We start from the raw sequence: 18,280 nt of genomic DNA, 5'->3' as shown, positions 1-18,280 counted from the left end.
ACCAACGCGTAAATTTATTTTCAAAATCGGTAAAAATTGCAAATGAAAGTCATCCTATTCGCGATTATGCTTGTGGTTTCAATAAAATGCTCTGCACAAACTGCTGCGGCAAAAAATGACACGATTTTAAAAAACAAAAATGGGGCGTTGCTCCTTGACAATGGATTTGCCATTCCTCCATTTTCGGTAAGCGGAGACATTTATATTACCCAAAACTTGTTTATATTCCACCCCAAGCCCTATCACCGGGCGCGATATGAGATGTATAATGATCTAGTGAAAGATTTCGTCCTGCCGTATGACAGTATCTTAGTTGCAAAAAAAGTCATTGGTGGATTTACATTGAAAACAAAAACGAAAAAGTACAAAATAGCAACAGACGGTGGTAAGGGTAAGGAAACCGTTACTCATATAAACCGGTTAAGGAAACAGCACGAAACAAAACAAGCTAAGGCCCCACGTTAAATTTACAAACCTCTAAAGAGCCTTGACGAAGAATGTAGAAACTCTTGGAGGAACAGGAAAGAAAACACGTAATGCAATGAAAGCTACAGTGTTCTTAATTAAGGATTGAATCATACTCGTTGCAGTGTCAATAAGAACAGGTCAGATCACAAATTTGTTAAAAAACTAGTACCGTAGTTTAGTATTTCCTTAACAAAAAGAACATGCCCAACTGTTGACTTTATTCCCAGCCTTTCTGTATGTTTATACCATCGAAAGGATGTCGCGAAAAAACATTTTATACCTGCTCAGCAGGCTTACAAGATTTTCAATCATTGTGTGGAATGTATCTCCGCGATTTTTATTTAGAATATTCCCACTCCGCAGCTTCTACGAAGGTGTATTTCTTGAAATAGCATTTCTCCGCAACATATTTAATCTCCAAAGCAATAGCAGAGGAATATCGTTTTAAAGTTAAACCAAGTCTGCCCGCATGAGCAAAACCAAAAAAGACAAAGACCTTCCTGCCGGAAAGGCAAGCAAAAAAATTTTCGTGCTCGACACCTCTGTCATTATTTTTGAGCACAACAGTATTCTCAATTTTGCAGAGCATGATATCGGCATCCCGATTACGGTACTAGAAGAGCTGGACAACTTCAAAAAAGGCAACGATACCAAAAATTTTGAAGCACGTGAGTTCATCCGCTTGATCGACAAATTGGCGAAAGGACAAATGCTACACCAGTGGAATCCACTCAACGGAAAAAACAAGGGACATTTTAAAGTGGTGATGGATACGGGTGGCAACGGCCAAGTGGATGCCAACAAAGTATTCAATGAAGACAAGGCCGATCATCGTATTCTAAATGCCGCACTGGTACTTCAAAAAGAAGAAAAAGGCCGCAGGGTAATTTTGGTTTCCAAAGACATCAACCTGCGCCTGAAGGCGATGGCCTTGGGCCTAACAGCCGAAGACTATACAACAGGCAAAATCCAAAACATCAGTTCGCTGCACACCGGCCGTACAGTATTAGACAATGCCTCTTCTGAATCGATTGATTTGATTTATGAAAAAGGCTATTGCCCACCCGAAGACGTATTGGGAAGACAGAAACCGATGAAAAACCATTATTATATTTTTCGCAATGGTAAAAAATCGGTGCTTGCATTTTACAATTCAGCCAACGGCATGGTGGAGCAAGTAGAGAAACGCAACGCATACGGAATAAAACCGCGCAATGCTGAACAAGCTTTTGCCATACACGCGGTGCTAAAGCCCGAAATCAAATTGGTATCGATGCAAGGTGTGGCGGGAACAGGCAAAACGTTGATTGCATTGGCCGCAGCCCTCGAACAAAAAAGAGAATACAAACAAATCTACTTGGCTCGACCCATTGTGCCACTCAGCAACAAAGACATTGGCTATTTGCCTGGTGACATAAAGTCGAAATTGAACCCCTACATGGAGCCACTGTGGGACAATCTCAAATTCATTCAAAACCAATACAGCGAAAGCGATAAAGAATATGCACGCATCACCGAAATGGTGCAAAACGAAAAGTTGATGATTACGCCATTGGCTTATATCCGCGGCAGAAGTTTGTCGAATATTATTTTCATTGTGGACGAAGCACAAAATCTGACCCCACATGAAGTGAAGACAATCATCACTCGAGCGGGCGAAAACACCAAAATTATTTTTACGGGTGACATCCACCAAATCGATACTCCTTACCTTGATTCACAATCAAATGGTTTATCGTATTTGATCGATCGACTGAAAGACCACGAGTTGTACGCGCATGTTACTTTAGAGAAAGGCGAGCGATCTGAATTGGCCAATCTGGCCAATGAGCTTCTCTAATCTTGGTAAATAATCGTCTCAAAATGATACAGAGATGGTTGAGTGATCTAGGCTTTTGCCTTTGACAGTAAACTATGCCAGCAAAAAAGTGTTAAAAAATGAGCGTTATTAAAAGTAACTTCCTATTCCCTCAACTTTCTTCTCATCCCATTAGCCATCTTCACTGCCTCATAGGCATTTACCAATCCACCGCTGCTGCTGAGGTCGCTGAACAACACTTCTTCTTTGCTTCCGGGTTTGATCACTTTCAGGTTATCAAACTTCCGTGTAGATTTTAGGAGAATGTCTTTTACTTGAAGCGCGCTCAGTTCTGGAAAGTAGGACCACAGCAGTGCAGCCACCCCAGCGGTAGAGGGGCTTGCCATACTCGTGCCGCTTTCGTTTTTGTATTTATTGTTAGGAACAGTAGAATACACATCTACACCTGGAGCAAAAAGTGAAACCATTTTTTTTCCATAATTAGAAAAATCACCCACAAAATTTTCATCGGCTCCATAGGCAGACGCACCTACCTCTATCCAATTTTTTGCCACCTTTCCATCCAAATATTTTTTGGTGGGGAAGTTTTTGTCCACATCAATGTCATCACTATCGTTGCCAGCCGCGTGTATTAACAAGACACCTTTCATCTCGGCATACTTTACTGCCTTGTCAACCACTTCTTTTTCTGGCGAAAATGATTTTCCAAAACTCATGTTAATGATTTTTGCTCCGTTATCAACCGCATAAATAATGGCGTTGGCAATATCTTTGTCGCGCTCATCACCATTGGGCACCGCACGGATCGGTAAAATCTTTACGTTGTCAGCAATGCCTTTTATGCCCAACTCATTTTTTCGGTCGGCCGCGATAATGCCTGCAACATGTGTGCCGTGGGTGGGGTCAGGGCCTTTTACATCGTTATTGCCATAGCCTTTTTCGAATAAGTTCGAGTAATTGTCGCCCACAATTTCGCGCGAGTTGAAATCTTGATTGTAACCGTACTTCACAATCACTTTATAGTAATCCACCCCTTCTTTAAGTTGGCCCATGTATTCGCTAATGTTAGCATCCTCTCCAGCGTTTTTATAAAGGTTCATTAAAAAACCTTTGGCGAAAAGAAGTTTTACATCCGATGATTGAAAGTTTTTGACCAACTCGAGCGTAAGCTCTTCGGTTTTTAATTTGGCCTTCAGCGTATCAATACTTTGGGTCAAATTGGTGTACATGCCATTGTACAGATTGTATTGCTGTTCGTTTTTGGCCTTTAGTTTTAGATACTTGTCTTTGACTTTTTTGTAACCAGCAAATTCGATAGCTGCTTTTTTGTTTAACTTTAGTGAATCTATGCTTAAGAATTTTTTGGACAAGCGGATGTATTCTCGCGTAAGCTCATAGGTGTCTGCATCTACATTTCCGTTCTTTCCGCCAATAAAATTCCACCCGTGCACATCGTCTATATATCCGTTTTTGTCATCGTCCAATCCGTTGCCTACAATTTCTTTTTCGTTGGTCCAAATCACACTTTTTAAATCTTCGTGGTCAATGTCAATGCCCGAATCAATAACCGCCACCAAAATTGTTTTAGAAGGTTGGTCTTTCAATAAAGTCTGATAGGTTTTTTCCGCGCTCACGCCCTGCACGCTGTCAGTTTGTGGGTCAAGCAGAAACCAATTTTTGGGAGTTTCTTTCTTTAATTGTTGGCTGAACCCATGCGTTGCAGAAAAAAGGATAAAGATTACAACCCGCCCAACACTTTTGAACATATCTATCATCATTAAAATTTTGCAATTATACTTCAATTACTTTTAGAAAACCGCATGTTGAGGAATTATGTGTTGCACCATTAGATTTTCATTTTTTTACGAACACGGCCTATTTCTTACTTCGGTGCTACAAACTACGATTAGAAAATAATCCAATAATCAAAATAGGCAACCTTTATACCATACAACCACTAGTATGATTGAGATTTATATTTTATTAGTTGCTTTATTCTTTTCGGTGTTTTTTGGGGCAGCTTATCGCTTCAATCATGTTTCTGCTCGTGTAAAAACCAATGATATAAAATTTCTTATGTAAAGGTGTATATACACGTCAATGAAACTCTTTTCTCAAGTTCACAAAGCAATGCTTAGAATACCGTCAAAGAGTACAACCAAACTCGAACTTTCATTATTAGCTTACTAATCTGTTTTAAACTCTCAAAGATCCGCGAACACCGCGAGCCGCATAATACGATTCCGCTCCGTTGTGATAGATGAAGACCGTGCCATATCTGGAATCACCAAAAATGGCACCACCAAGTTTTCTTATGTTATCAGGGGTTCTCAACCAACTCGATGTTTTCGAATCAAACGTTCCTAGTTTTTGTAACTTATGATATTGTTCTTCTGTCAAAATCTCAATGCCTATATCGGTAGCTATACCTATCGCGCTATTTTTTGGTTTGTTTTCTTTTCGAGCATTCAACGCTTCTTGGTCGTAACAAAAACTTCTTCGCCCAGCCGGGCTTTCTGGTGAACAATCATAAAAAATATATTCACCGCTCTTTTTATCGTAACCAATCACATCAGGCTCGCCACCTGTTCTTTCCATTTCGTTTAGCGTCCACAGTTTTTCGGCACTGGCTTTTGCTTCTAATTTTGCTTGCACGCTCGCCCATTCAATACCGATATGGCGATTCTTATTTTTTTCAAATCGTATTTTTAATGTGCTGAACAATTCATCGTGCAGCTTCATCGACAACTCTTTTTTATTTTTTAGTGCCATACCTTGCCGTGCATTAGAGATTGTATTTCTTTTTTACTTCTTGAATGGTCTTGTCATCTGCGAAGGGAACGCCACCCTGAGAGCCAAATATTTGTTGCCCAGTTTTTTTATGGTAAATACTGTCGATCAGCATTCGCAAAGGAACTTTTGCAAGTTCACCAGCCTCTACTGTTTTTGCAATTAGTGGCAAATATTTTTCTTGGTAGAGTAAATCAGCATGCTGAATAACAAGCCAAACCACAAAATCAAATTTACTTCCAACCACGCTTGTTCCGGGGTAACCATATTTTTCTATTATCGATTCAGCCTCTTTCATGTTCCGCTTATCAACGGCTTGTTGCTCATCCAGTTTGGGATTGTTTCGTTTCCCTCTAATTCTCTGGTCGGCTTCAGCCAAAGCGTTCAATCTGTAAATTAGCTCTTTGTTGTAACGGTTCTTTGCAATGTATTCTTCTATGTTAAAACTCTCCTCGGTTGTGTTTACCTGCGAACAGTCTGCTATCAATTGAATATAATCTTCGCCTAACAATTTATAGAATCTTGAGCTATCCACTCCTTTGGTACGGTCGTGGTGCAGCTCAATCACTTGACAAAAACTTTTCTTATTCTCAAACTTTGCTTTTACTAAAAAGTCGTAAATCAATTCTTTTGGTTGGCCCATGATGGAATAGGCCATTGCAAAATTCCAATAATCAGCATACACTATATGGTAATTGTTTTCTGCCAATTGTTTATAAGAATTTTCTAGAATATAAGAACCCCGTCTGTATTCCGACTCTGATACATGGTCAGGTCGCGAAGGAATAAAATTTTCTTGTGAATGAGCTACTTCTGAAACGAGGATGATTAGGAATAAAGATAATAACTTGGTGCTCATATTGTTTTTTAACCTATAACGCCTTGCTTGTTGGAGCAGTATGCAGTCATTTAAAATTTTAATGGCAATACGTTGCGCTACAGTTTAGTAAATCGCTCAATTTAGCCCACTATAGCGCTAAGGAAGCAAAAGAATACACGTTCTCCTACACGCCATTTCTGAAGTTCATTTAGCCGCGATCCCCAAAAATCAGCCATCCAAGATTCTTTTGATTAATGCCCATAATTCTTAGTTTTGCGTCCCGAATTATAGGGGTTTCAGACATTTACATAAAAATCATGGCAAAGAAGGAAGAAAGCAAGAGTTTACTGGAAAACGCAGAGGTAATTGAAGAGAAGTTGGAGGGTTTTGAGCATTGGGTGGCCAAAAACCCCAAATTGATCATTGGCGTGTTGGTGGCCTTGTTGGCCGTAGCGGGTAGCTACTTCGGCTTTAATTACTATAAGAAAAGCCAAAACGCAGAAGCCCAAAAGGAGATGTTCCAAGCTCAGCGTTATTTTGAAGCGGATAGCTTGAACCTAGCCTTGAATGGCGATGGCAATAACTTGGGAATGCTCCAAATCATTGACAATTATGGAATGAGCGAGGCAGCCAACCTGGCCAATTTCTATACAGGTTATATCTATTTGAAACAAGGCAAATTCGCGTTAGCAGTTTTTCATTTAAAAGAATTTAAAGCAAGCGATTTGTTGGTACAAGCCCGTGCCTATAGCCTGATTGGTGATGCGTATATGGAGCAGAAAGATTTTGAAAATGCCGCTTCGTATTACGATAAGGCATCGAACTACAAACCGAACAAAGAGTTTACGCCTACTTATTTGATGAAGGCTGCCTTGGCGTACGAAAAATTGAACAAAAGCCAAAAGGCAATTGAAGCCTACCAAACCATTATTGATAAGTTTTGGGACTCGGCCGAGGTGCAAAATGCCAAGAAGTTAAAAGCGAAGCTCGAGGTTAACTCATAAATAGCATTACTAGCTTCTCAAAGGCTCAAAGCTTTTCAGAAGCTAGTAATTGAAGGGATGGATTTATTCTATCCCTTTTTTATTACCTGATTTTTAGAATTGATTTTTAGAATGACACTGGAACAAGAAATAGCGCGCAGAAGAACATTTGGGATCATCAGTCACCCCGATGCGGGCAAGACTACGCTTACAGAAAAACTTTTATTGTTTGGTGGTGCTATTCAAAAAGCAGGCGCGGTAAAGTCATCAAAAATTAAAGACCACGCCCGCAGCGACTGGATGGAGATTGAAAAGCAACGCGGTATTTCGGTGGCCACTTCGGTCATGGGGTTCGACTACAAAGACATCAAAATCAATTTGCTCGATACACCCGGTCACCAAGATTTTGCTGAAGACACGTATCGTACTCTCACTGCAGTGGATAGCGTGATCATGGTGATTGATTGTGTGAAGGGAGTGGAGATGCAAACCGAAAAGCTGATGGATGTTTGCCGCATGCGCAATACACCAGTGCTGTGTTTCATCAACAAACTCGACCGGGAAGGGCGAGACCCTTTTGATTTGTTGGATGAAGTAGAAGAAAAATTGAGTATCAAAGTCCGACCGTTGAGCTGGCCCATCAGCATGGGCAAAACGTTTAAGGGTGTTTACAATCTTTACGAAAAAAGTTTACAGCTTTTCACCCCCAGTAAAACAACGGTGCAAGAGAGCTTGGAGATTTCAGATATCAATAGCCCCGAGATCGATCGATTGGTGGGTGAGACGTATGCAAAACAATTGCGTGCCGATATCGAGTTGATTGAAGGGGTGTACCCTGATTTTGAGGTGCAAGATTATTTAAGCGGAAGAGTAGCGCCTGTATTTTTTGGAAGTGCGGTCAATAATTTTGGTGTGAAAGAATTGCTCGATGCTTTTATCAAGATCGCTCCGCCACCAATTGATCGTGAAACAACTGTGCGCGAAGTGAAGCCGGAAGAAAAAAAATTCTCTGGGTTTATTTTTAAAATCCATGCCAACATGGATCCGAAGCATCGAAACAGGATAGCATTTATTCGGGTATGCTCAGGGCAATTTGAGCGAGGCGCCAATTATTATCACGTCCGTCAAGACAAAGCAATTCGCTTCTCAAACGTAACTGCATTTATGGCGCAAGACCGAGAGACGGTTGATTTGGCTTGGCCAGGCGATATTGTTGGTTTGTACGATACAGGCAACCTAAAAATTGGTGACACCCTTACCGATGGAGAAAAAATGACGTACACAGGCATCCCCAGTTTTTCGCCAGAGATTTTTAAAGAGGTGATCAACAAAGATGCCATGAAAACGAAGCAATTGGAAAAAGGCTTGCTTCAATTGATGGAAGAAGGCGTGGCGCAATTGTTCACCTATGAATTGGGAAAGAAAAAAGTAGTGGGTGTGGTAGGTGCCCTTCAGTTTGAAGTCATTCAGTTTAGATTAAAAAATGAGTATGGAGCTTCGGCCGATTTTGCCCCACAAAATATTTACAAAGCTTGCTGGATCAGCAGCAAGGACCCTAAAAAACTAGCGGAGTTTATTGATTCGAAGCAGCGGCACATTGCCCGCGACAAAGATGATAAGTTGGTGTTTATGGCCGAGTCAAAAGCGTGGCTGCAAATGGTGAAAGACAATTTTCCGGAGATAGAATTTCACTTTACTTCTGAGTTTTGAGTGAAGGGAAGAATCCCAAAATCAGCGAACCCTAGAGCTTTAAAAGTTACCGAACAAACAAATCTTTAAAATTGAAAGAGAGGCCTGGCAATAGCTTTGAGGTCACGGTTCCATCTTCAACCAGATAAAGGATAGGTGTATCTTCCATGCTAAAGTCATAAATCTCTAAGGTCAAATTCCCGGGGTCGATGATCCAATATTCTTTTACTCCAAATTTCTGATAGAGCTTTCTCTTTTGATTGCGGTCTTTAAAACTATTTGAGGGAGAGATAATTTCAACGGCCAAATCAGGGGCAGCATTCAAGCCGCGTTCAGAAATGATACCTAAATTTTCTTTCGCTACATAAAGTAAGTCGGGCTGGAATACATTCTTTCTATCCAAGATGACATCCACTGGGGAAAAAAGCGCAACTCCACCATTTTTGCGGGCGAATGCCTTCAGCAGGTCATACAAATTGCCAGATACGATTTGATGAGTAAAACTGGGTGCTGGGCTCATAAAAACTTCTCCGTTAATTAGCTCACAGAGCAGATTCGATTCTTCCAATTGCATAAATTCTTCCACAGTCCATTCTTTACTTCGATCGATTGTTGCGGTTTGCATATTTAAAGTTATAAAAATATTTAGGATGTTTGAGGAATGCTTCAAGTTCTATACGAAGACAATCATTTACTGGCCGTCAACAAAACCGCTGGCACTCTGGTGCAGGGCGATGCCACAGGTGATAAGCCATTGTCAGAAATCTGTAAGGAATACATCAAACAAAAATATCAAAAGCCGGGTGAAGTGTTTTTAGGCGTAGTGCATCGACTTGATCGGCCGGTGAGTGGCGTGGTGGTGTTTGCGCGAACTTCCAAAGCGCTGGAAAGAATGAATGAACTCTTTCGCGAAAAGCAAACAAAGAAAATATATTGGGCTTTGGTAGAAAAAAAGCCACCCCAACCACAAGGCACGTTGGTGCATTGGTTGGTAAAAGACGAAAAGAAGAATAAAACCACAGCCTATAAAAATGAGCATCCACAAGGCCAGCGTTCCGAGTTGAGTTATCGCTTGTTAAAATCGGTTGGTATGTTTTTTTTATTGGAAGTATCGCCCGTGACGGGCCGACCTCATCAAATCCGTGTTCAACTCGCTTCCATAGGTTGCCCGATTGTGGGTGACGTAAAATACGGTTGCCCAATGGCCAATACCGATGCCAGTATTTGTTTGCACGCCCACACATTGTCGTTTGTGCATCCGGTGAAAAAGGAACCCATCACTATTTTGGCCGAACTGCCTAAGCAAGAGTCTTGGAATCTTGTTGATTGATGCGTTTCTTTACTGCGTGCTACGAAGTTTAGAGAAAAAGGCAGTAAGAATGCCACTTTGATAATGAAACGAAGTAGTAACCCTTAAATTCTTACATGAGCTGGCTACAAAAACTTCAAACTCGCTGGAAAGTAAATAGTATCCTCCAGGTTATCGTAATATTAATTGTTTTTGCGTGCACAGGCTTTACGGTTTTGTTCATTAAACGTCCGTTGTTTAAGTATTGGTTTGCCGAGGGTTCCATACCTGTTTATGCCACATTTCTTTACTATTTGCTGATACTCCCTGTTTACAACCTTTTTCTTCTTTTTTACGGATTCGTTTTCGGGCAGTTTAGTTTCTTTTGGGAGTTTGAAAAACGTTTTTTTAGTCGGATAATCTCTATCTTTAGACCCAAGAAATAATTCAAATTTTAAACTTATGAAATGGTCATTGAGAAGTTCTACACCCAACGGAATGATAATCGTGGCCATTCCAGGTGACCACTAAAAAAATATAAACACATGAAAAATCTCCTTTTTGTTTTTGTTGTTGTATTGTTGGCTGCTTGTTCTTCTTCACAGCAGGTTGCAAAGTTTCCATCTAGCAAAGTTGACGTTGGCTATCATGTTGCAAAAACTACCAACACTCAACCTGCAGCAGCCATGGAAGAACCCTCTACCTTAACGGCCTCGACAAGTGCGCAACCTGTTTTTGTGCCTTCTGAGGGAGTAAGAAAGCAAGTAAAAGAAGCTTATAGCAAACTTTCAAAACAAGAAAAGAAAGAAGTAAGGCAGCTATTAAAAAAAGAAATCAAGGCAATTGCCAAAAGTAATAAAAAAGCACCCAATCCTGATGGGATAACAGCCAAAACTGGCATTGACTATGACTTAAAATTAGCGGCCATTTTTGGGGCGGTTGGCATAGTAGGACTTATTATTGGAGGCAATGTCTTCAATGTCATTGGCGCAATCGCCCTAATTATTGGTTTGGTCTTTTTTGTTAAATGGCTAATTCGACAATAGATCAATTGTTTCATGAAAAAAAAACAAAGTCCCGCCCCTGCGGGACTTTGTTTTTTTATACAAAAAATTATTTTTGCAATCGCAAAATTCAAATTGGACAGGTGGCCTACACCTAATGGCTGCAAACTAAGAGGTGTAGGACACCCAATCATTGCAAATTCAAAGTAAAACTATTTGTTTAAAAAAGGTATGGATGTAAAAATCGAAAACCTAAGCAAACGGTATGGCTCGCAAAAAGCCGTGGACCAAATTTCGTTTGGGGTAAAGACGGGCGAAATCTTGGGCTTTCTTGGGCCAAACGGTGCAGGTAAAAGCACCACCATGAAAATGATTACGGGCTACCTTGGCATTGGCGAAGGCGATGTTTTCATTGGCGAAAAATCAGTGAAGCAAAGTGGCGATGAAATCAAAAAGCACATCGGCTACTTGCCTGAAAACAATCCGTTGTATTTGGATATGCCCGTGATGGATTACCTCAATTTTTGTGCGGCATTGCAAGGAGTAGAGAAAGTGAAAATCAGCGACCGCGCAAAACGCATGATTCGGGTGTGTGGATTGAATGCCGAGAAACACAAAAAAATTGGTGAACTATCAAAGGGTTATCGCCAGCGGGTAGGTTTGGCACAAGCCATGATTCATGATCCCGAAATTTTAATTTTGGATGAACCTACCACTGGACTGGATCCCAACCAAATTGTAGAAATCAGGAAGCTGATCCGCGAGTTGGGCAAAGAGAAAACGGTAATCTTAAGCACCCACATTTTGCCTGAAGTGGAAGCTACCTGCGACCGCATCCTTATTATCAATAAAGGAAAAATTGTGGCCGATGGCACAGCAGAAAATTTGCGTAAGCAAGCCACCGGGCAAGAGATTTTTAAACTGCGCATCGAAGACGCCACCCCCGAAGAAATTCTACATGAATTAAGAAGGATAAAAAACATCGACTTGGTAGAATTGGTCGATAAAAGTTTGAACCGCTTTGAAGTGCAAAGCAGATCGGGGGCTTCTTCTAGGCGAGAAGTGTTTCACTTGTGCGTGCAAAATAATTGGGTACTCAGTGAAATGATCCCGATTGAAACGCGACTCGAAGATATTTTCCGTAACCTGACTGTAAATTAAATTTTAGATTACTTATGAGTGCTATTTGGGTAATTGCAAAACGAGAGCTGCAATCATTTTTTGATTCGTTGATTGCGTATATCATGCTCATTCTATTTTTAGGATTCAGCGGCTTCTTCACCTGGCTCTTTGGTTCTGATGTTTTTTTTGTGGAGCAAGCCAGTTTAGAGTCATTTTTCAACATTGCGTTTTGGTCACTGTTCTTCTTCATCCCGGCTCTTACCATGCGGTTGTTGGCGGAAGAAAATAAAACAGGCACCATCGAATTATTGCTTACCAAAGCAGTCACCGATCGTGAAGTAGTGATTGGTAAATTTCTATCAACCCTTCTGTTAGTTGGAATTGCTCTTGCCTTTACAATGCCTTATGCCATTACCGTTGCCAACATTGGAAATTTGGATTACGGCCAAGTGGTGTGTGGCTATTTGGGTTTGTTGTTAATGAGCGCTGCTTACATCAGCATAGGGCTATATGCAAGTAGTCTGACTCACAATCAAATTGTAGCCTTTCTATTGGCACTGTTTATTGGCCTGTTCTTTCATATCATTTTCGGAGTACTGGCCAACAATTTTACAGGCTTTGTTGCACAATTGTTGAATACACTTAGTCTATCCAATCATTTTGAAAGCATTATTCGTGGGGTGGTAGATACGCGTGATTTGATTTATTTCGGTTCCATCATTTTAATTGGATTGATTTTATCCGAATTATCATTGACAAAAAGAAATTTAAGCTAAGATTTTAGGTATAGGATTTATGAAACAAAAAGTGTTTATCACCACAGGCCTAATCATTGCCATCTTGTTGGTGATCAATTTGCTCTCCAACGAATTTCACCTTCGTTTTGATTTTACTGATGAACAACAATATACCTTGAGTGACGCTACACTGGGTATTTTGAAAAATCTGGAAGAACCCGTTACCGTAAAGGCTTACTTCTCAAAGAACTTGCCTCCTTCTATAGCTAAGACACGACAAGATTTTCAGGAGATGTTGATTGAGTACAGTAACCGCGCGGATGGGAACATTCAATATGAATTCATTGACCCAAACGAAAATGAAACAAAGGAAAATGAAGCAGCACAAAATGGCATTCAGCCAGTGATGATCAATGTGCGCGAAAAAGACCAAGTGAAACAACAAAAGGCGTTTTTAGGAGCAACCGTTTCATTGGGTGATAAGCGCGATGTGATTCCTGTCGTACAACCGGGCACGGCTATGGAATACACTTTGTCAACTTCCATCAAAAAAATATCCATTGATGTAAAACCCGCTATTGGATTTTTGCTTGGCCATGGCGAGCCTTCACTCAACGAAATGGCTCAATTAACTGAGCAATTGGATATCTTGTACGCCACCAAAGAAGTGACACTTTCTGATTCAACGGATATTCCACAAGACATCAAAACACTGGCGATTATCCGTCCGATGGATAGCATTCCAGCTTCTCATTTTGTCAAACTCGACAACTTCCTCGACAGAGGTGGCCGCCTAGTGGTTTGTATCAATCGCGTGATGGGCAATTTGCAAAATGCTTTTGGCTCACCCATTAGCACAGGTTTAGAAAATTGGTTGGCCGCCAAAGGAATTGTGGTGCAAGATAATTTTGTGGCTGATGCGAAGTGCGGTTCGGTAACCGTACAGCAACAAAACGGATTTTTTACCATGCAAAGTCAAGTGCCGTTTCCGTACATCCCATTGATTGGCAAGTTTGCCGATCATCCACTTTCGAAAGGATTGGAAAATGTTTTATTTGAATTTGTGAGCTCGATCAAATATCAAGGCGATACCACCAAAAAATTTATCCCACTTGCTTTCACCTCCGATCAGTCGAATGAAATCAAAGCCCCCGTTTACTTCAACATCCAGCAACAATGGACACAAGCCGATTTGCCCATGAAAGGGATTGTTGTAGCCGCAGCAATTGAAGGAAAACTATCAAGCAACAGCCGCTCAAAAATGGTGGTGATTGGCGATGGCGATTTGATAGTAAATGGCGCAGGCCAACAACCGCGCAAACTGCAGCCCGATAATGTAAACTTGGTTTCGAACTCCATCGATTGGCTATCAGACGATACCGGTTTGATTAGTCTGCGCACCAAAGGTGTAACCTCTCGTCCTATTGACGAATTGGAAGATTCCACCAAAACAATTTTAAAGTACACCAATTTCCTGTTGCCGATTTTATTGGTAATCGGGTACGGTGTGTTCCGTTCACAACAAAACAGAATGAAGCGTTTCAAGAGAATGAGTGAAAACTATGAAGAAGCTTAACAACAAAATTTTAATAGCAGCATTGGTCGGCCTTGTCGGGATTTTTGCTTTATCGAGATGGTTACGCTCACCCGGTTTGGAAAGCAACTTAAAGAAGGAATTGCTTTCGCTCGATACCGCTTCCATCAATGAAGTACGCATCAAACCATCCAATTACAAACCGTTAGAGGTGATTTTGAAAAGGGAAGCGAACAAGTGGAAAGTATTCAACAACCAACAGCAAGCCGAAACAGAGGTTGGAACTGTAAAAAGCATGTTGGGTGTGCTGAAAGATTTAAAGGTGCAACGATTGGCCTCACGCAAGAAAGATAAGTGGGATACCTACCAAGTAGGCGAAAGTGGAACATTGGTTTCCGTTCTACAAAATGGCAAGCAAACCGATATTCATTTTGGCAAAAGTAATTACGGCCAAGGTGGCGCCACCACATTTGTGCGTCTGGGCAATCAGGAGGAAGTTTATGCAGTGGAAGGATTTCTCGATTCCCATTTCAACCGTACTTACAATGACTGGCGCAACAAAACATTTTTGCGCTTGAATCAATCAGACATCGCCAAAGTGATATTCAATTATGCGGGCGATTCTAGTTTTGTATTGGAGAAGCGCGATTCTGTTTGGTATGCGGCCAACCAAAAAGCCGATGACAGCAAAGTCAATTCATTTTTGAGCCAGCTCACATTCAAGACCCTGAATGATTTTGCTGACGGATTTACATCAGCAGAAAAACCAACGGCCACGTTGCAAATCGAAAGTAAGAATGGTGTATTGGCAACTGTGCAAGGATGGATGAACGGTGATCAGTGGATACTCAATTCTTCGTTACAGAATGGTGTATATTTTTCTACCACACAAAGTTTAGTGAAAGACCTTTTGGTTGGGAAGGGGAAGTTTTTTGCTGACAAGCCTTCGAAATAGTCGTCCCTTAAAAACCATAAATCATCCAATTTACTAAGAATATGTATCTGGTAGAGTTGAATACTAGTACCCTGAATTTAAGGCGGTTTCAAACATTTTACTATATTTGTTAGTGTTTTCAATTTTTTAAACTTTTTGCGTTTATTTTTTAATCTACTTAACTAACACATTATGAAAATCACCCCTTTGGAAATTCGCCAAAAGGCTTTTGAACGCGTTTTGCGTGGATACGATCGAGATGAAGTAAGTGCCTATTTGCAATCTTTGTCGCAAGAGTGGGAACGTACCCTCGATGAAGTAAAAGAAGTGCGCATTAAATACGAGGCTACTGAGCGCGAAGTGACCAAGCTTCGCGAGGTGGAGAGCTCCTTGTACAAAACTTTGAAAACGGCCGAAGATACAGGCGCCAACGTAATTGACCAAGCCAATAAAACAGCCGAACTGATTTTGCGTGAAGCCCAAATGAAAGCCGACTCCATGCTGAACGAAGCAAAGATAAAAGCCAAAAATACCCTTGAGGAGGCAGAGTTTGTATCGAAGCAAATGCTTGCCGAGATGGAAGACCGATTAAAAATGTTGGGGCAGCATTACAAAACTTTGGAGTTGCACCGCGATAATCTTCTTTCGGATATGAAACGGTTGGCGGGCGATACCATTGATCGTGTAGAGCGCGCCAAAACAACGGCTCGCGATTTTGATCCAGATCAACATTTGGCATTGGCCAAACGCGAAACCAAAAAGGCATTGTTTCCCAATGCGGAATTGGAGCGTGAAATTAAAAATTCGATGGCGTTGCCAGCACAAAAACCAGAGATGGAGACGGTAAAAGTAGAAATGCCGCCCCGCGTGCAGCGCTCTTTTTTTGACGACATTCAATGACCGGTAAAGTGGTGCTGGAAGGGTTGGAATTTCATGCCTACCATGGAGTATATCCGCACGAGCGGTCTTCCGGAAACAAATTTCAAGTAGACATTTCTGTTGATACTGAATTTTCAGAACCTGCTTTTCGCGATGAGTTGGAGGGCACCATTAATTATGAAGATTTGTATTCACTAGTAAAATCGGAAATGGCCAAGCCTTCTAAACTTTTAGAAAAAGTGGGGCATTCCATAGCCACACAAACCTTGCAATCTTTTCCAACGGCCAAAATGGTAGAGGTAAAAATCTCCAAATTCAATCCACCTATTGGTGGGGTTTGTAAGATGGCAAGTGTGGTGGTGAAGAGGGAGAGGTGATTACTACCAACTAAGTCACAAAGGCACTAAGGCAAAATATACTTGATTTACTAATTCACTGTAGGCTTCAATTGGCCTTTCAAGAGTTTATTGTAATCCTCACAATCTAAATGGCCTTTGGTTTTGCAATAGCCACAAGTAGAATACTTGGTGCCGAAGTAATCTTTTTTAGTGACAACGGTTGTTCCTTTGCAAACAGGGCAAACCACTTTTCCTGAAGGGCCGCAGTCAATGGTGTAATCACTGGATAAAACTAATTGCGCTTGCTTGGCTTCTTCTTCTTTTTCCTTTAATAACTCAACCTCAGCTTTTTTCAACCACTCCACCGCATCGTTGGAATACTGGCCAGTGGTTCCTTTTAATTGAATGTACTTGTTAAGCCAGTCAACCGATTGACGGTACTTGCCCAAGAAAAAAGAATTTCGCCCAAAGTGGTAGGTTAAATCGGTGGGCACCGAACGAATCACTTTTAATGCGCGTTTAAACTTTTCATCAGCAGCTTCATATTCGCCTTCTTCAGACAAGCGCACGGCAGAATCGATGGCCATGGTAATTTTTCGCTGCCGATCTATTTGTTTTTGCGCTTCAATTTCTTTGATCTTTTCTTTCTCGGCTTCGCGTTGTGCAAGAGAAGAAAAAGACGGCAAAACAACAGCTAGAAAAAGTAAAGTACGAATCACGTTTAATCAGTTTTAATTACCTGCGCTACAAAAAACCGTTATCGGTTGGTTTGTGACGGGCCGTTGTGGTTAATAGTTTTATTCAAAGTCACTTTTCTTTAAAGCCAGCCACTCCAAGGCCGCGTTGGCAAAAATATCCTCTTTTGTTTTTTTTGGTAGGTTCATCTCATCAATAAACTTACCAATCTCTAAATCACCAAGGGGAAATGGATAATCGGAACCTAACATCACCCGTTTTGATCCTTGCAGTTTTAATACATACTCCAACATGAGGGAATCGTGGGTAACACTATCTACCCAAAATTTGCCCAAATAGTTTTTGGGATTGATTGGGTTATCGATGGCCACCAAATCGGGCCGGCAATCAAACCCATGCTGGATGCGGCCAATGGTGGGAAGAAAGGAGCCGCCTGCATGCGCAAACATCACCCTTAGTTTGGGCAAGCGCTCAAACACGCCCCCAAAAATCATCGAACAAATCGCGCGCGATGTTTCGGCCGGCATGCCCACCAACCATGGCAACCAATAGCGCTGCATTTTCTTTTCGCCCATCATGTTCCATGGATGAACCATGACTGCCAAGCCTAATTTCTCACAGGCTTCAAATACGGGAAAGAACCGTTCTTCATTTAAATTTTCATCGTTTATGTTGCTGCCAATCTGAATTCCTTTCAAACCGATTTTTTTGATTCGCTCACATTCCTTCACCGCCAACTCAGCGTCTTGCATGGGCAAGGTGCCAAGGCCAATGTATTGTTTCGGGTATTTTTTTACTAGCTTGGCTAGGTGATCGTTTAAATATTCGGAGAGAGAAAGGCAATCGATCGGCTTTGCCCAGTACGAGAACATGACGGGAATCGTGCACACCACCTGCACATGGGTGTTGAATTGTTGGTATTCTTCTATTCGCACGTCAGCATCCCAGCAATTGTTTTTGATCTCACGAAAAAATTGATTGCCGCGCATCATCTTGGCAAAGCCTTTTTTGTGGTGTTGCAGATAAATGAAATCCCCATAGCCAAATTTTTCGCTCCAATTGGGCATTTTTTTTGGCAAAATGTGCGTATGGCTATCGATTTTTAGCACTGGCGAAAATACAATCTTGCAATATCTCACTTTTGTGGATAGGCTGCAACTTTACCATTCAGGGCAACAC

General features: G+C 41.2%; 19 protein-coding genes. 12 read left to right on the top strand and 7 right to left on the bottom strand.

Annotated features, from left to right (window positions below; all coding sequences use genetic code 11):
• Positions 1-42: 42 nt before the first annotated feature.
• Both KA713_18720 and KA713_18715 read left to right on the top strand, forming a co-directional pair.
• Positions 43-465: a hypothetical protein gene (locus KA713_18720; protein ID UXE66458.1), complete on the top strand. Its 423-nt coding sequence runs from the start codon at positions 43-45 to the stop codon at positions 463-465.
• 472 nt (positions 466-937) lie between these two features.
• On the top strand, positions 938-2,308 hold the full coding sequence (locus tag KA713_18715) for a PhoH family protein (protein UXE66457.1): 1,371 nt from the start codon (positions 938-940) through the stop codon (positions 2,306-2,308).
• Positions 2,309-2,430: 122 nt separating this feature from the next.
• On the opposite strand, the gene KA713_18710 is transcribed toward KA713_18715, so the two are convergent.
• The 3 genes from KA713_18710 to KA713_18700 form a co-directional block, all read right to left on the bottom strand.
• On the bottom strand, positions 2,431-4,065 hold the full coding sequence (locus tag KA713_18710; protein ID UXE66456.1) for a S8 family peptidase: 1,635 nt from the start codon (positions 4,063-4,065) through the stop codon (positions 2,431-2,433).
• A 418-nt stretch (positions 4,066-4,483) separates the two neighbouring features.
• Complete coding sequence (locus KA713_18705; protein ID UXE66455.1) at positions 4,484-5,059, bottom strand: DUF4256 domain-containing protein; 576 nt, start codon at positions 5,057-5,059, stop codon at positions 4,484-4,486.
• Positions 5,060-5,072: 13 nt separating this feature from the next.
• Complete coding sequence (locus tag KA713_18700) at positions 5,073-5,936, bottom strand: hypothetical protein (GenBank protein UXE66454.1); 864 nt, start codon at positions 5,934-5,936, stop codon at positions 5,073-5,075.
• 278 nt (positions 5,937-6,214) lie between these two features.
• On the opposite strand from KA713_18700, the gene KA713_18695 reads away from it, so the two are divergent.
• Positions 6,215-6,901: a tetratricopeptide repeat protein gene (locus KA713_18695; protein ID UXE66453.1), complete on the top strand. Its 687-nt coding sequence runs from the start codon at positions 6,215-6,217 to the stop codon at positions 6,899-6,901.
• A gap of 111 nt (positions 6,902-7,012) precedes the next feature.
• Positions 7,013-8,590 (top strand): peptide chain release factor 3, encoded by a 1,578-nt coding sequence (locus KA713_18690; protein ID UXE66452.1) that lies wholly within the window; start codon positions 7,013-7,015, stop codon positions 8,588-8,590.
• 46 nt (positions 8,591-8,636) lie between these two features.
• On the opposite strand, the gene KA713_18685 is transcribed toward KA713_18690, so the two are convergent.
• Positions 8,637-9,194, bottom strand: a complete 558-nt coding sequence (locus KA713_18685; protein UXE66451.1) for a Uma2 family endonuclease — start codon at positions 9,192-9,194, stop codon at positions 8,637-8,639.
• A 36-nt stretch (positions 9,195-9,230) separates the two neighbouring features.
• Here KA713_18685 and KA713_18680 point away from each other — a divergent pair, with 36 nt between their 5' ends.
• The gene (locus KA713_18680) at positions 9,231-9,899 is read left to right on the top strand and encodes an RluA family pseudouridine synthase (protein ID UXE66450.1); all 669 of its coding nucleotides are present in this window, start codon (positions 9,231-9,233) and stop codon (positions 9,897-9,899) included.
• A 161-nt stretch (positions 9,900-10,060) separates the two neighbouring features.
• Here the strand turns inward: KA713_18680 and KA713_18675 are convergent, their stop codons facing one another.
• Positions 10,061-10,372 carry a hypothetical protein gene (locus tag KA713_18675; GenBank protein UXE66449.1) on the bottom strand — a complete coding sequence of 104 codons (312 nt, stop codon included), beginning with the start codon at positions 10,370-10,372 and terminating at the stop codon, positions 10,061-10,063.
• Between the two features lie 30 nt (positions 10,373-10,402).
• Between KA713_18675 and KA713_18670 the strand changes: the two genes are divergently transcribed.
• The 7 genes from KA713_18670 (at position 10,403) to folB (ending at position 16,444) form a co-directional block, all read left to right on the top strand.
• Positions 10,403-10,903, top strand: a complete 501-nt coding sequence (locus KA713_18670; GenBank protein ID UXE66448.1) for a hypothetical protein — start codon at positions 10,403-10,405, stop codon at positions 10,901-10,903.
• A gap of 189 nt (positions 10,904-11,092) precedes the next feature.
• Entirely contained in the window at positions 11,093-12,022 is a 930-nt protein-coding gene (locus KA713_18665; protein UXE66447.1) for an ATP-binding cassette domain-containing protein, read from the top strand.
• Positions 12,023-12,036: 14 nt separating this feature from the next.
• Positions 12,037-12,759 (top strand): ABC transporter permease subunit, encoded by a 723-nt coding sequence (locus KA713_18660; protein ID UXE66446.1) that lies wholly within the window; start codon positions 12,037-12,039, stop codon positions 12,757-12,759.
• Between the two features lie 19 nt (positions 12,760-12,778).
• Positions 12,779-14,296, top strand: a complete 1,518-nt coding sequence (locus tag KA713_18655) for a Gldg family protein (protein UXE66445.1) — start codon at positions 12,779-12,781, stop codon at positions 14,294-14,296.
• Positions 14,283-15,209 carry a DUF4340 domain-containing protein gene (locus KA713_18650; GenBank protein ID UXE66444.1) on the top strand — a complete coding sequence of 309 codons (927 nt, stop codon included), beginning with the start codon at positions 14,283-14,285 and terminating at the stop codon, positions 15,207-15,209. Before KA713_18655 ends, KA713_18650 begins: the two co-directional genes overlap by 14 nt.
• 171 nt (positions 15,210-15,380) lie before the next feature.
• On the top strand, positions 15,381-16,088 hold the full coding sequence (locus KA713_18645) for a DivIVA domain-containing protein (protein ID UXE66443.1): 708 nt from the start codon (positions 15,381-15,383) through the stop codon (positions 16,086-16,088).
• A complete protein-coding gene (folB, locus tag KA713_18640; protein ID UXE66442.1) occupies positions 16,085-16,444 on the top strand; it encodes a dihydroneopterin aldolase in 360 nt (119 codons plus the stop codon). The genes KA713_18645 and folB overlap by 4 nt, the downstream gene beginning before the upstream one ends.
• Positions 16,445-16,494: 50 nt before the next feature.
• On the opposite strand, the gene KA713_18635 is transcribed toward folB, so the two are convergent.
• Both KA713_18635 and KA713_18630 read right to left on the bottom strand, forming a co-directional pair.
• On the bottom strand, positions 16,495-17,124 hold the full coding sequence (locus KA713_18635) for a hypothetical protein (protein UXE66441.1): 630 nt from the start codon (positions 17,122-17,124) through the stop codon (positions 16,495-16,497).
• Between the two features lie 78 nt (positions 17,125-17,202).
• Positions 17,203-18,168 carry an amidohydrolase gene (locus KA713_18630; protein UXE69191.1) on the bottom strand — a complete coding sequence of 322 codons (966 nt, stop codon included), beginning with the start codon at positions 18,166-18,168 and terminating at the stop codon, positions 17,203-17,205.
• Positions 18,169-18,280: the final 112 nt, after the last annotated feature.

Origin of the sequence: Chryseotalea sp. WA131a, from assembly GCA_025370075.1 — a bacterium.
In the GTDB taxonomy this organism is placed as follows: Bacteria; Bacteroidota; Bacteroidia; order Cytophagales; family Cyclobacteriaceae; genus ELB16-189.
The sequence above is the reverse complement of the archived record's forward strand: the minus strand, read 5'-3'. Positions and strand labels throughout refer to the sequence as shown.